Genomic DNA, 13,170 nt, shown 5'->3' with positions numbered 1-13,170 from the left:
ATGAACATCACCACCAATCCCGATCTGATCAGCCGCAACACCGTCAACGTCACGCCGGGCTACATGTCCGGCTTTGGCAACAGCTTTGAAACGGAGGCTCTGCCCGGCGCGCTACCCATCGGCCGCAACTCGCCGCAGCGTGCGGCCTATGGGCTCTATGCGGAGCAGCTCTCGGGCTCGCCCTTCACCGCGCCACGCGGCACCAATGAGCGGTCCTGGCTGTATCGCATCCGCCCGTCAGTGAAACATTCCGGCCGCTTCGAGAAAGCGGATGGCAGACTGTGGCGCACCGCGCCATGCCACGAGAACGATCTGCCGATCGCGCAATTGCGCTGGGATCCGGCGCCGATCCCGAAAGAAGACATGACCTTCCTGCAAGGCGTGCAGACCATGACCACGGCGGGCGATGCCGGCACCCAGGCCGGCATGGCGGCGCATGTCTATCTGATCACCAAATCGATGGTCGACCAGCATTTCTACAATGCCGACGGCGAGATGATGTTCGTGCTGCAACAGGGCAACCTCAAGTTCGTCACCGAATTTGGCCGCATCGATGCCGAGCCAGGCGAGATTGTGGTGATCCCGCGCGGCGTCAAGTTTCGCGTCGAGCTCACGGGTGGTGCGGCGCGCGGCTATCTCTGCGAGAATTATGGCGGCGCCTTCACGCTGCCGGAGCGCGGGCCGATCGGCGCCAACTGCCTCGCCAATGCGCGTGATTTCCTCACGCCGGTGGCCGCCTATGAGGACAAGGACACGCCGACCGAGCTCTATGTGAAATGGGGCGGCTCGCTGTTCAAGACGGTGCTGCCGCATTCGCCTATCGATGTGGTGGCATGGCACGGCAACTATGCGCCCTATAAATACGATCTGCGCACCTTCTCGCCCGTGGGTGCCATCGGCTTCGATCATCCGGATCCGTCGATTTTCACGGTGCTGACCTCGCCGTCCGAAACCGCGGGCACGGCGAATATCGACTTCGTGATCTTTCCGGAGCGCTGGGCGGTCGCCGAAAACACCTTCCGTCCGCCGTGGTATCACATGAACATCATGTCGGAATTCATGGGCCTGATTTACGGCGTCTATGATGCCAAGCCGCAGGGCTTCACGCCGGGCGGAATCAGCCTGCACAATATGATGCTGCCCCATGGGCCGGACCGCGAGGCCTTCGATCACGCCAGCAATGGCGAGTTGAAGCCCGTCAAGCTCACCGGCACCATGGCCTTCATGTTCGAGACCCGCTACCCGCAGCGCGTCACGGAACACGCGGCGACGACGGCGACACTGCAGAGCGACTATGCGGATTGCTGGAAGGGTTTGGAGAAGCGGTTCGATCCGAACAAGCGCTAGGTGCGCCGGGGTTCAGCGATCCCAAGGGATCAGCGATCCTCGGGCGGAATGTCCTTGATGCGGGCCGAATGCACCGCGATGTCCTCAAGGCTGCGCGACAGATGTACGCGCTTGTCCGACGCCGGGCGCTTGGCTACGGACAAACCCGGCCGCCATTCGGTGGCGGGCCGGATCGGGCGCGGGGCGAAGCCTCCGCCGCAGTTCGGACAGACATTGTGGAGCTTGGTCTCCACGCAGTCCGCACAAAAAGTGCATTCAAAGGTGCAGATGCGCGCATCGCGTGCCGCGGGCGGCAGGTCCTTGTCGCAATATTCGCAGTTTGGCCGCAGCGCCAGTGCCATGGTTCACTCCCCAATCTGTTCGTTGCGTCGATCTTGGCAGAACCGCGATGGTTCGTGAACTGCCAGAAGACCTGACGCCGGGAGGTGGATGCTACGATGCCGCATCCGTGCGCGGGATGTTGAGCCGTCGCGCCCAGGCAATGCCGGGATTGCGCGAGAACAGCCAGGCGAGGGCGTAGAAGCCGATCGCCAGCAGATAGAGGAACGCAAAGCCGAAATACATCGAATTGTATTCCATCAAGCCGCCGAACAGAGCGCCCATCAGGTTATAGGCCAGTGCGGTCGAGATATTGACGCTCGCCCTGCCGATCAGGCTCGAGAAGATAATGCCCGAGAAGAACAGCGGGATCGTCAGCAGGACGCCGCTGAGCGCGAGATTCGCCCATGGCGATGCAAAGGCGATCAGCGTGTGGTTACGCGCATAGAAGTAGCCAACGAGCAGGCTGACGATCAGGCCCACATAAGCGAGATTGGTGCGCTGAAATGCGTTTCGCTGCACGATGAGATTGGCCAGGAAGGCCATCACCAGCACCATGATGATGGTCGCTGCGATCACGAACCAGGTGCCGCCGAGATGCAGGCCCAGTTCGGTAATGGCCTTGGTCTCGACCAGCATGAAGCCGGCGCCGAGAAAGAAAAATGGCAGGTAGCCGCGCTCGATCGGGTCATTGAGGCCGATGGTCTTGCGCACGAACATCGTGCTCAGCAGCATCACCATGCCGAGCGCGATCAGGTAGCTGACGGGGTAGGTCCGGTTGATCATGTAGAAGAACGGCCAGTCGTCGGTCGGGATACTGGATTCGGGATAGGGCTGCGCATAGCGCTGCGACACGTCCGTGAAGCCGATAGCGGCAAAGGCCTCGATGTTCGGCAGCACCGCGTCGCGGCCTTTCTGGACGACGAAGGCTGTCGTCGTGCTGGAATCGTAACGCACGCGGATGGCCAGCGGCTTGCCGGCGCCGGGCAGGCCCTGCAGGATATGCGACAGCTTGAAGCCGAGAGACTCGTTCGGCAGCGCGAAAGCAATGGACATCACGCCGTCAGGCTTGAGCAGGCGGAAGGCCTCGTCGATGCCCTCGCGGGTGTAGACATAGGAGTCGACCCGCAGGTTCGATGCGTGGCTGAGCGCGGTGTGCGAATCCAGCACGCCATAGATAATCAGATCGTATTGCTGCTGCGCCGTGCGGAAGAAATTGCGCGCATCGTTGATGTGCACCGTCACCCGCGGGTCGTCATAGGGATGTTCGGGATGATTGTTGCGGCCGAGATGGACGATGGCGGGATCGATCTCGATGGCATCCACATGGGCGGCACCCATCCGCAGGGCTGCAGCGATGTCGTTGCCGCTACCGGCTCCGACAATGGCGACGCGTTCCGGCTTTTTCTTGAAGTTGAACGGGAACTCGTAATAGGTCCGCACATAGCGGTCCGCGGCGCTTTCGATGCTGCGATGGCTCTCCGAAAGATTGAACACTTTCTGATAATAGGCGCCGCCCGACAGGATGTTCATCAATCCGTCGGACTTCGCCATGCGCTCCAGCAGCTGATAGGGCGAGTAGATTCGCTGCGTCTCCGGCTGCACCGGCCAGGCCAGCACCGTGAGCAGCACGCAGAAGCTCGCAATGCCGATCGGCGAGCGGATATCGCGCGATAGCACGAAGAACAACAGAATGCCGCCAGCCGCGGTAAACCAGATCACCGGTGGCAGCCAGAACAGGCTCATCACGAACAGCACGAGCACGCCGAGGATGCTGCCCAGCAGATTGAGACCATAGGCCTTCAGGGCGTCGGTTGCGTGCAGCAGCTTTCCGCAGAGCTGACCGACCGGGTAGCAGATGCAGGCGCACAGCACGAAGCTCATGGCCAGCAGCAGGTACACCGGAAGGCTGTGGGCAAACAGAGACGGCCAGTCGAACCGGTCCATATCGATATTGATCGAGGTCTGTTCGTGCATGGGCAGGCCGGTAAAGAAGCCGTTGCCGGCGCCGACGTCATAGCGCAGCAGCGTGATGAGGCTGACGAACAGAGCCAGCATCGGCAGCACCAGCGCCGGTGCGCAAGGCTGCTTCTCGGCGACGGCATAGCCTGCGCCAAGCCCGAGGAAGCAGGCCAGCAGCGTGAAATTCTTGAAGAACGAGAACACCGGAAAGACCGACGCGAGCCAGCGGATCATCACCAGTTCGAGCAGCAGGCTCACCATGGTGACGAGTACGATCAGGCGCACCTTCTCTTGGGTGGCCATGCGCGCATAGCCGGCTTCGAAATCCGTGCCGAGCAGTGCGATCTGGCGGCCGAGCGGTTGGGCGATCCTGGGTGGATGGATGATGATGGCCAGCGCGGCTGCGCCCATCAACACGCGGACGAGCGTCAGCAGGATGTCGACGGCCGTGACGCTGTCGCTCTCGAACTGCAGGCGCAGCGCCAGCAGCGAATATGCGAAGACGAGGGTGCCGAGGCAGATGCAGAAGAAGCGGACGAGTCGATGATTGGCGTTCTCGGTCCAGCCCGTGTCGGTTCCGCCCATGTCTGCTCTCTTCTGCAATGATTGGCAGTATCGAGTGTCCGACCAACTCGTATCGGATCCAGACCCGGCTTGTAGGTGCTTTGAATTAAGATTTGATCAATTGAAGGTTGCAGATTCCGCTGCGTTGCGCGCTTCTTCGCTCAGGCGAGCGCCGATTTCAGCGGCAGCCGCGATGTTTCCTTCAAACGATCAAGCACAATCGACGAACGCACATGCGCGACGCTCTGATGCGGCATCAGCACGTTGTTCACGAGATCGGACAGTCCCTTCAGGTCGCGCAGTACGGCCTTGAGCACATAGTCGGCATCGCCGGTCAGTGAGTAAGCCTCCTGCACCTCGTCGACCCGTTGCACCAGCGTGCGGAATTTCTTGGCATTGTCCGGCGAGTGGGTGGCGAGCGTTACCTGGATGAAGGCGATGACGTTGAAGCCGAGCGCATCCGATGACAGGTCGGCGTGATAACCGGAGATCACCTTCTCCTCCTCGAGCCGCATCCGGCGCCGCGAGCATTGCGAGGCAGACAGGCCGACGGCATCGGCGAGCTGCTGATTGGTCAGCCGGCCGTCGTTCTGCAGTGCGGCTAGCATCTTGAGATCGAAAGCATCCACCGGGATCATGCGTCAAAAGCCTTTTTCATGCGTGAACCGTGCATGAATATCGCATATTCCATCCGAATTTGCATGCACCTTGCGTCGCAAACGACCGACACTCCAGGCAAGCGATAATGCAAATCAGCTTCGGGAGATCACCATGGGTCCGTTTCCGCACGACGCGCCGGCTGCCACCATCTCGGCTGACAATCCGATGGGCACCGACGGGTTTGAATTCGTCGAATACGCACATCCGAACCCCGCTGAGCTGCATGCGCTGTTCAAGCTGATGGGCTACGCGCCGGTCGCGAAGCACAAGACCAGGAAGATCACGGTCTATCGCCAGGGCGACATCAACTATCTCGTCAATGAGGAGCCCGGCACGCACGGATTCAATTTCGTCGCCGCGCATGGACCTTGTGCGCCGTCGATGGCGTTCCGCGTGGTCGATGCGCAGAAGGCTTATGAGCGCGCGATTTCGCTCGGTGCGGAACCGGCCGATGCGTCGTCCGCGGAGAAGACGCTCGACGTGCCGGCCATCAAGGGCATCGGTGGCAGCCTGTTGTACTTCGTCGATCGCTACGGCGCCAAGGGCTCGGCCTATGACCATGAATTCGAATGGCTGGGCGCGAAGAATCCGCGCCCCGAAGGTGCCGGCCTGTTCTATCTCGATCACCTCACTCACAACGTCCATCGCGGCCGCATGGATGTCTGGACCGGCTTCTACGAGAAGCTGTTTAATTTCCGCCAGATCCGCTTCTTCGACATCGAGGGCCGCGCTTCCGGCCTGTTCTCGCGTGCGCTGACCAGTCCGGACGGCAAGATCCGGATTCCGATCAACGAGGATGCCGGCGATGCCGGCCAGATCGAGGAATATCTCAACACCTATCACGGCGAGGGCATCCAGCACATCGCCTGCGGCGTGACGGATATCTACACGACCATCGAGAAGCTGCGCGCCGATGGCCTGCCCTTCATGCCGGCGCCGCCACAGACCTATTTCGAGAAGATCGATGCGCGGCTGCCCAAGCACGGCGAGGACGTGCCGCGTCTGCAGAAGAACGGCATCCTGATCGACGGCGAGGGTGTGGTCGAAGGCGGCGAAACCAAGGTGCTGCTGCAGATCTTCTCGGCCAATGCGATCGGGCCGATTTTCTTCGAATTCATCCAGCGCAAGGGCGATGATGGCTTCGGCGAGGGGAATTTCAAGGCGCTGTTCGAGTCGATCGAGGAAGATCAGATCAGGCGCGGCGTGTTGCACGTCGGCGATAAGACGGCGGCGTAGTCTTCTCCCTCCCCCAAGCAGCGCAGCTGCGCAGTGGGGAGGGTGGATCGACCGCGAAGCGGTCGAGACGGGTGGGGTGTTTCCCCACACACCGCCGTCACGTGGGGTTACCCCCACCCGACCGGCCTTCGGCCGGCCACCCTCCCCACGCAAGCGCGGGGGAGGGATAAGAAGAGGCGCTACGCGCCTTGCCACTCCTTCACCGCATCACCCAGTTCCACCTTCACTGCCGGCCGTGCCGCCGATGGCGTGCGCGAGAACCGTGGTGCGGGTGCGGGCTGTGTCGCACCCTCGTGCTGGATGAACACTTCGCGCGCAACCATATGCGGATGCCTGGTCGCTTCCGACATGGTCAGCACCGGCGCGAAACACACGTCGGTGCCTTCCATGATCTTTGACCACTCGTCGCGGCTTTTGGTCTTGAACACCGCGGTGAGCTTGTCCTTCACCGCGGCCCAGTTTGTCGGGTCCATGTGATTGTCGTAGCAGGCCTCCGAAAGCCCGGCGAGTTCGCGCAACTCGGCATAGAATTGCGGCTCGATGGAGCCGATCGAGATGAAGTTGCCGCAGCTGCATTCATAGACGCCGTAGAAATGCGCTCCGCCATCGAGCATGTTGCTCTCGCGACTTTCCTTCCAGCGACCGGCCGCGGTCATGTCGAAGAACATGGTGATCAAGGATGCCGCGCCGTCGCACATGGCGGCGTCAACCACTTGGCCCTGGCCGGAGCGGCTGGCTTCCAGCATGGCGGCGAGCATGCCCATCACGAGATACATCGAGCCACCGCCGAAATCGCCGACCAGATTCAATGGTGGCACGGGCTTGTCGGCGCCGCCGATGGCAGCCAGCGCGCCGGTGATGGAGATGTAGTTGATATCGTGGCCGGCGGCCTGCGCCAGCGGGCCTTCCTGACCCCAACCGGTCATGCGGCCATAGACCAGCTTCCTGTTGCGGCCGAGGACGACATCCGGCCCGAGGCCGAGGCGTTCCATCACGCCCGGACGATAGCCCTCCACCAGCGCATCGGCGCTATCCAGCAGCGACAGCACCTGCGTAATGGCGGCCTTGTCCTTGAGATCGACCTCGATGACCTTGCGGCCGCGTGACGCAGCGCCTTTCGGCATCTGCTTCGGCCGCACCAGCGTGATCACTTCCGCACCCATATCGGCCAGCAGCATGCAGGCGAACGGACCGGGACCGATGCCGGCGAATTCGACGATGCGTGTACCCTTGAGCGGGCCGGTGGCTTTGGTCTGTGGTCGCGACGACGCGAGGGTGGTGTCCTGCACTTGCGTTTCCCGTTTTGTGGTCCGGCGTGGTGCCGGTTCATTGCGGAAAACTGTTACCGGGCCATGCCGAGAGGGCAAGCGCCTTGTGGCCGCAGCAATGCATGCGGCCATGCGCGGGCGGTGCACAAAAACTCGATATCGTCCCCGCGAAGGCGGGGACCCATACACGCTGTCGATGTGGTGAAGGCAAAGCAATTGTTGCTCTGCCGTTCCAACTTTGACGTCGGAGGCTATGGGTCCCGGCTTTCGCCGGGACGACTGAGCTTACCCCGCCGCTTCCACCGCGCGCTGTGCCATCACCTTGATGAGATTGGCGCGATATTCCGCCGAGCCGTGGATATCACCCATCAAGCCGTCGGCGGAAATCTTCACGCTATCCAGCGCTCCCACCGACCAGTTCGCTTTCAGTGCCGCCTCGATCGCCGGCACGCGCATCACGCCGCTCTGCGATGCTCCGGTGGCAGCGACGCGGACTTCGCCGGATCTGGTCTGGGCGACGAACACCGCGGTGAGTGCGAAACGCGACGCCGGGTGGCGCATCTTGGCATAGCCGGCCTTGGCCGGGATGGGGAACGACACGGATGTGATGATCTCATCCTCTTCCAGCGCCGTCGAGAACAGGCCCTGGAAGAAATCGTCGCCTTTGATCTCGCGTTTGTTGGTCTTGATCGTGGCATTCAGCGCCAGCACGGCCGCCGGATAGTCAGCGGCGGGATCGTTGTTGGCGATGGAGCCGCCGATGGTGCCGCGATAGCGCACGGCAGGGTCACCGAGCACTGACGTCAGATGCACGATCGCCGGGATCGCCTTCTTGGCCGCGGGGCTCTGCGTGATGTCGTAATAGGTCGTCGCCGCCTTGATAATCAGCGCGTCGGATGTTGCCTCGATACCGATCAAGTCCTTGATCTTCGCGAGGTCGATGATATCCGATGGTGCCGCAAGACGCTGCTTCATCACGGGGATCAGCGTGTGGCCACCGGCGAGATACTTGGCCTCCGGATGTTTGGCGAACAGGGCCGCGGCTTCGTCGATGCTGGCGGGGCGGTGATAAGTGGTCTCATACATGATCGCTCTCCCTTATTCCGCTGCTTGCTGCAATTGCAGCGCTTCCCAGACGCGGCCGGGCGTCGCCGGCATCTCGATCTTGTTGTGGCCAAGTGCATCGGTGATGGCGTTGATGACGGCGGGTGACGAGCCGATTGCGCCGGCCTCGCCGCAGCCTTTGACGCCGAGCGGATTGCCCGGGCAGAGCGTCGTGGTGTGCGAGACCCGGAACGATGGCACGTCGTCGGCGCGGGGCATGGCATAATCCATGAACGACGCCGTCACCGGCTGGCCGTTGTCGTCATAGATAGCGCTTTCGAGCATCGCCTGCCCGATGCCCTGGGCGAGGCCGCCATGGACCTGACCCTCGACGATCATCGGATTGATCAGCCGGCCGAAGTCATCGACAGCAACGAAGTCGACGATGTCGGTCTTGCCGGTCCCGGGATCGATCTCGACCTCGCAGATATAGGCGCCGGCCGGGAAGGTGAAGTTGGTGGGATCGTAGAACGCGCCTTCCTTCAGGCCGGGCTCCATGCCATCAGGCAGATTGTGTGCGGTATAGGCCGCGAGTGCCACCATCGGCAGCGCGATCGCCTTGTCGGTGCCGGCGACCTTGAACTCGCCATTCTCGATGACGATGTCGCCTTCGGAGGCCTCAAGCAGATGCGCGGCGATCTTCTTCGCCTTGGCTTCCACCTTCTCCATCGCCTTGAAGATCGCGGACATGCCGACCGCCGCCGAGCGCGAACCATAGGTGCCCATGCCGAACTGCACTTTATCAGTGTCGCCGTGCACGATCTGCACCTGGTCGACGGAGATGCCGAGCCTGTCAGCGACCAGCTGCGCGAAGGTCGTCTCGTGGCCCTGGCCGTGGCTGTGCGAGCCCGTCAGCACTTCGATGGTGCCGACCGGATTGACGCGGACCTCCGCGGATTCCCAGAGGCCGACGCCGGCGCCGAGCGAGCCGACCGCCTTGGACGGCGCGATGCCGCAGGCCTCGATGTAGCAGGAGAAGCCAAGCCCGCGCAGTTTGCCGGCGGCTTTCGCCTTGGCCTTCCGCGCCGGGAAGCCGGCATAGTCGATCGCTTTCAGCGCCGCGTCGAGCGAGGCGCCGAAGTCGCCGATGTCATAGGCCATGATCACCGGCGTCTGATGTGGAAATTGCGTAACGAAGTTGATGCGGCGCAGCTCGGCCGGATCCACCTTCAACTGCCGCGCCGATGTCTCCATCAGCCGCTCCACCAGATAGCTCGCTTCCGGGCGTCCGGCGCCTCTGTAGGCATCGACCGGCGTGGTGTTGGTATAGACGCCCATCACCTCGGCATAGATGGTCGGGATATTGTACTGGCCCGACAGCAGCGTGGCGTAGAGATAGGTCGGCACCGAGGACGAGAACAGCGACATATAGGCGCCAAAATTGGCGTGGGTCTTCACCCGCAGGCCCAGGATCCTGTTGTTGGCATCGAACGCCATCTCGGCATGTGAGATGTGATCGCGGCCATGCGCGTCGGTGAGAAACGCCTCCGTGCGGTCGCCGGTCCATTTCACCGGGCGACGCACTTTCTTGGAGGCCCAGAGTGCGACCATTTCTTCGGGATAGATGAAGATCTTCGACCCGAAGCCGCCGCCGACATCGGGGGCGATCACGCGCAGCTTGTGTTCCTGTGCGATGTTGTAGAAGGCCGAGAGCACGAGACGCGCCACATGCGGATTCTGCGATGTCGTATGGAGCGTGAAGTGCTCTTCTGCGTCGTCATATTCCGCGACGGCTGCGCGCGGCTCCATCGCGTTCGGCACCAGCCGGTTGTTGGTCAGGTCCAGTGAGACGACATTGGCGGCCTTGCTGAAGGCGTCATTGGTCAGCTTCTCGTCGCCGATAGCCCAGTCATAGACCACATTGCCCGGCGCTTCCGGATGCAGTTGCGGTGCGCCTGAGGCGAGCGCTGCGGTCATGCTGCTGACGGCAGGGAGTTCTTCATAAGTCACGACCACGGCCTCAGCCGCATCCTTCGCCTGGTTCTTGGTCTCGGCGATCACCACGGCGACCGCCTGACCGACGAAGCGCACCGTGTCCGGCGCCATTGCCGGCCATGCGCCCATCTTCATGGGTGTGCCGTCCTTGGAGGACACCGCCCAGCCGCAGATCAGATTGCCGATCTTGTCGTCCACCAGTTGCTGTGCGGTCAGCACATCGACCACGCCGGGCATGTCCTTTGCCGCGGAAGCATCGATGCCCTTCACTTTCGCATGGGCATGCGGGCTGCGGATGAAATGCGCGTGGGTGAGGCCGACGATCTTGACGTCGTCGACATAGCGGCCGCGGCCGGTGATGAATCGCTTGTCTTCCTTGCGCGCAACGCGTGCGCCGATGCCTTCAACGCCCATCTCATGGGTCTCCCTGCCGGAGTTTTTGATTGTCCGCGCTTTCCATCGAAAGGCGCGGTTGGCTCAGCTCAGATCAATGCGCTGCGGCTCATTCAGCCGCTTGCGCAACCTTCATGCGTCCGGCGGCGTCGAGCACCGATTTGACGATGTTGTGGTAGCCGGTGCAGCGGCAGATATTGCCTTCGAGCTCGTGGCGCACCGTCTCTTCATCGAGATCGCCCGCGTGGCGATTCACGATGTCGATCGCCGACATGATCATGCCAGGCGTGCAGTAGCCGCATTGCAGGCCGTGATTGTCGCGGAACGCCGCCTGCATGGGATGCAGCTGGTCGCCCTTGGCGATGCCCTCGATGGTGGTGACATTGGCGCCGTCGATCTGGCCAACCAGCGTGGTGCAGGATTTCACGGCCTTGCCGTCGATATGCACGATGCAGGCGCCGCACTGGCTGGTGTCGCAGCCCACATGGGTCCCGGTCAGGTTGAGATTTTCGCGGAGCAAATGGACGAGAAGGGTTCTGTCTTCGACCGTGGCAGAGACAGATTTGCCATTGACCGTCAGCTTGACTGTGGACACGCAGACCTCCCGGTATTTTTTAATTATTCCAATTAGAAGCGCGGTCCGGAAAGTTTGCAACTGGGAATTTGGTGGGGTCTTTCTTCCCCTCCCCCCTTGTGGGGGAGGGTGGCGCGGACGAAGTCCGTGCCGGGAGAGGGGGAGCGGCATACTGAGAGGCTAGCCCCTCTCCCGTCTCGAACCCGCTTCGCGTGTTCGATCCACCCTCTCCCACTGCGCGCAGCTTCGCTGCGCTGGGGGAGAGGGAAGTAAGCAACGCGCGTATCCCTCCTGCAAATTTGTGCCTTTATATCCGCAGGCCGCAATGCTCTAGTCGCGGCGCAATAAATGCCGCAAGCGATTGCGGACAATAACAATTCCGCGACGAGGAGTTTTCGGGAGTGATCGATAAGAGCGTAGCCAGCCCGGCCGAGGCCGTGGCTGGGGTAAAGGACGGGGCAGTCGTCCTGGTGGCCGGGTTCGGTACTGTCGGCATTGCCGATGATCTGCTGGAGGCGCTGCACGAGCAGGGCGCGACCAATCTCACCATCGTCCACAACAATGCCGGCAATGGCGATACTGGTTTGGCCCGGCTGATCAACTCCGGCCGCGTAGCCAAGGTGATCTGTTCCTATCCGCGCTCCGGCGACTACAGCGCCTTCCTGAATGCCTATCGTGCCAAGACGCTGGAACTCGAACTCGTCCCGCAGGGCATCATCAGCGAACGCATGCATGCCCATGCCGCGGGGCTCGGCGGCTTCTTCTCCCCGGTCACGGCGCATACGAAACTCGCCGAGGGCAAGGAGACCCGCGAGATCGACGGCGTGCTGTATGTGTTCGAGAAGCCGCTGAAGGGCGACATTGCACTGCTGCGCGCCAAGAAGGCGGATCGCTGGGGCAACCTCGTCTATGACCAGTCGGCGCGTAACTTCAATCCGATCATGGCTATGGCTGCCGATCTCAGCGTCGTGCAGGTCAATGAAATGGTCGAACTCGGCAGTCTCGATCCGGAAGCGGTGGTGACGCCGAGCATTTTCATCGATCGTGTGGTGGTAGTGGGAGCAAAGGCATGACGTCGTCTGACAAGACCGCAACATACAAGCCGCTCAATCGCGACCAGATGGCCTGGCGCGCCGCGCAGGACCTGCAGGAAGGCGCCTATGTCAATCTCGGCATCGGCATGCCGACGCGGGCGGCGAGCTATGTGCCCGATGGGCGCGAGGTGATCTTCCACAGCGAGAACGGCATTCTCGGTCTCGGTCCGAAGCCGGAGCCAGGCACGGAAGACGAGAACCTGATCGATGCCGGCAAGAACTACACGACGCTGATCAAGGGCGGCGTGTTCATGCACCACGCCGACGCGTTCCTGATGATCCGCGGCAAGCATCTCGATGTCAGCCTGCTCGGCGCCTTTGAAGTCTCCGAAGCCGGCGATCTCGCCAACTGGACCACGGAAGATCCATCCTTCCCGCCCGGTGTCGGCGGCGCGATGGATCTGGCGGTCGGCGCCAAGGAAATCCGCGTGATCATGGATCATACCGACAAGGGCGGTAAGCCGCGCATCCTCAAGACGTGCCGGCTGCCGCTCACGGCACCGGGCTGCGTCAAGCGCATCTACACCAATCTGGCGGTCATTGACGTCACGGAGCAGGGCCTGTTCGTGCGCGAGATGGTCGAGGGCATGACGCTGGAGCAGTTGCAGGCGCTCACCGAGCCCAAGCTGCAGCTCGCCAACAACTGGCAGTCGCTCACCCCGCCCGCGATGGCGGCGTAGGGACTTCCTAAAACACCCGCCTCTCCACCGTCATG

Annotated in this window: 11 protein-coding genes; 4 read left to right on the top strand and 7 right to left on the bottom strand. The window is 62.1% G+C overall.

Annotation, left to right across the window (positions count from 1 at the left end; all coding sequences use genetic code 11):
- Positions 1-1,347: a homogentisate 1,2-dioxygenase gene (gene hmgA, locus A4A58_RS25895; protein WP_068737646.1), complete on the top strand. Its 1,347-nt coding sequence runs from the start codon at positions 1-3 to the stop codon at positions 1,345-1,347.
- A 29-nt stretch (positions 1,348-1,376) separates the two neighbouring features.
- Here hmgA and A4A58_RS25890 read toward each other — a convergent pair whose 3' ends face one another.
- The 3 genes from A4A58_RS25890 to A4A58_RS25880 form a co-directional block, all read right to left on the bottom strand.
- Positions 1,377-1,688 carry a DUF1272 domain-containing protein gene (locus A4A58_RS25890; protein ID WP_068737645.1) on the bottom strand — a complete coding sequence of 104 codons (312 nt, stop codon included), beginning with the start codon at positions 1,686-1,688 and terminating at the stop codon, positions 1,377-1,379.
- A gap of 91 nt (positions 1,689-1,779) precedes the next feature.
- Positions 1,780-4,212, bottom strand: a complete 2,433-nt coding sequence (locus A4A58_RS25885; protein WP_068737643.1) for a methyltransferase domain-containing protein — start codon at positions 4,210-4,212, stop codon at positions 1,780-1,782.
- Between the two features lie 140 nt (positions 4,213-4,352).
- The gene (locus A4A58_RS25880; RefSeq protein WP_068737641.1) at positions 4,353-4,829 is read right to left on the bottom strand and encodes an Lrp/AsnC family transcriptional regulator; all 477 of its coding nucleotides are present in this window, start codon (positions 4,827-4,829) and stop codon (positions 4,353-4,355) included.
- 133 nt (positions 4,830-4,962) lie between these two features.
- On the opposite strand from A4A58_RS25880, the gene hppD reads away from it, so the two are divergent.
- Positions 4,963-6,087 carry a 4-hydroxyphenylpyruvate dioxygenase gene (gene hppD / locus A4A58_RS25875; RefSeq protein ID WP_068737639.1) on the top strand — a complete coding sequence of 375 codons (1,125 nt, stop codon included), beginning with the start codon at positions 4,963-4,965 and terminating at the stop codon, positions 6,085-6,087.
- 179 nt (positions 6,088-6,266) lie between these two features.
- Here hppD and A4A58_RS25870 read toward each other — a convergent pair whose 3' ends face one another.
- The 4 genes from A4A58_RS25870 to A4A58_RS25855 form a co-directional block, all read right to left on the bottom strand.
- A complete protein-coding gene (locus tag A4A58_RS25870) occupies positions 6,267-7,376 on the bottom strand; it encodes a CaiB/BaiF CoA transferase family protein (RefSeq protein WP_068737637.1) in 1,110 nt (369 codons plus the stop codon).
- Positions 7,377-7,640: 264 nt separating this feature from the next.
- Complete coding sequence (locus tag A4A58_RS25865) at positions 7,641-8,441, bottom strand: FAD binding domain-containing protein (protein WP_068737635.1); 801 nt, start codon at positions 8,439-8,441, stop codon at positions 7,641-7,643.
- A gap of 12 nt (positions 8,442-8,453) precedes the next feature.
- Positions 8,454-10,808: a xanthine dehydrogenase family protein molybdopterin-binding subunit gene (locus A4A58_RS25860; protein WP_068737633.1), complete on the bottom strand. Its 2,355-nt coding sequence runs from the start codon at positions 10,806-10,808 to the stop codon at positions 8,454-8,456.
- 88 nt (positions 10,809-10,896) lie between these two features.
- On the bottom strand, positions 10,897-11,382 hold the full coding sequence (locus tag A4A58_RS25855) for a (2Fe-2S)-binding protein (protein ID WP_068737631.1): 486 nt from the start codon (positions 11,380-11,382) through the stop codon (positions 10,897-10,899).
- Between the two features lie 383 nt (positions 11,383-11,765).
- Here A4A58_RS25855 and A4A58_RS25850 point away from each other — a divergent pair, with 383 nt between their 5' ends.
- Both A4A58_RS25850 and A4A58_RS25845 read left to right on the top strand, forming a co-directional pair.
- Complete coding sequence (locus A4A58_RS25850) at positions 11,766-12,434, top strand: 3-oxoacid CoA-transferase subunit A (RefSeq protein ID WP_199712009.1); 669 nt, start codon at positions 11,766-11,768, stop codon at positions 12,432-12,434.
- The gene (locus A4A58_RS25845; protein WP_068737627.1) at positions 12,431-13,135 is read left to right on the top strand and encodes a 3-oxoacid CoA-transferase subunit B; all 705 of its coding nucleotides are present in this window, start codon (positions 12,431-12,433) and stop codon (positions 13,133-13,135) included. Before A4A58_RS25850 ends, A4A58_RS25845 begins: the two co-directional genes overlap by 4 nt.
- Positions 13,136-13,170: the final 35 nt, after the last annotated feature.

It is taken from the genome of Tardiphaga robiniae, from assembly GCF_001618955.1.
Lineage (GTDB): Bacteria > Pseudomonadota > Alphaproteobacteria > Rhizobiales > Xanthobacteraceae > Tardiphaga > Tardiphaga robiniae_A.
Note: the sequence above shows the minus strand (reverse complement) of the source record. Positions and strands in the feature narration are given on the sequence as shown.

Coding starts and splice junctions, on each gene's coding strand:
- A4A58_RS25845 (WP_068737627.1), top strand. CDS start 12,431: ATGACGTCGTCTGACAAGACCGCAACATACAAGCCGCTCAATCGCGAC.
- A4A58_RS25885 (WP_068737643.1), bottom strand. CDS start 4,212: ATGGGCGGAACCGACACGGGCTGGACCGAGAACGCCAATCATCGACTC.
- A4A58_RS25880 (WP_068737641.1), bottom strand. CDS start 4,829: ATGATCCCGGTGGATGCTTTCGATCTCAAGATGCTAGCCGCACTGCAG.
- A4A58_RS25865 (WP_068737635.1), bottom strand. CDS start 8,441: ATGTATGAGACCACTTATCACCGCCCCGCCAGCATCGACGAAGCCGCG.
- A4A58_RS25890 (WP_068737645.1), bottom strand. CDS start 1,688: ATGGCACTGGCGCTGCGGCCAAACTGCGAATATTGCGACAAGGACCTG.
- A4A58_RS25860 (WP_068737633.1), bottom strand. CDS start 10,808: ATGGGCGTTGAAGGCATCGGCGCACGCGTTGCGCGCAAGGAAGACAAG.
- hppD (WP_068737639.1), top strand. CDS start 4,963: ATGGGTCCGTTTCCGCACGACGCGCCGGCTGCCACCATCTCGGCTGAC.
- hmgA (WP_068737646.1), top strand. CDS start 1: ATGAACATCACCACCAATCCCGATCTGATCAGCCGCAACACCGTCAAC.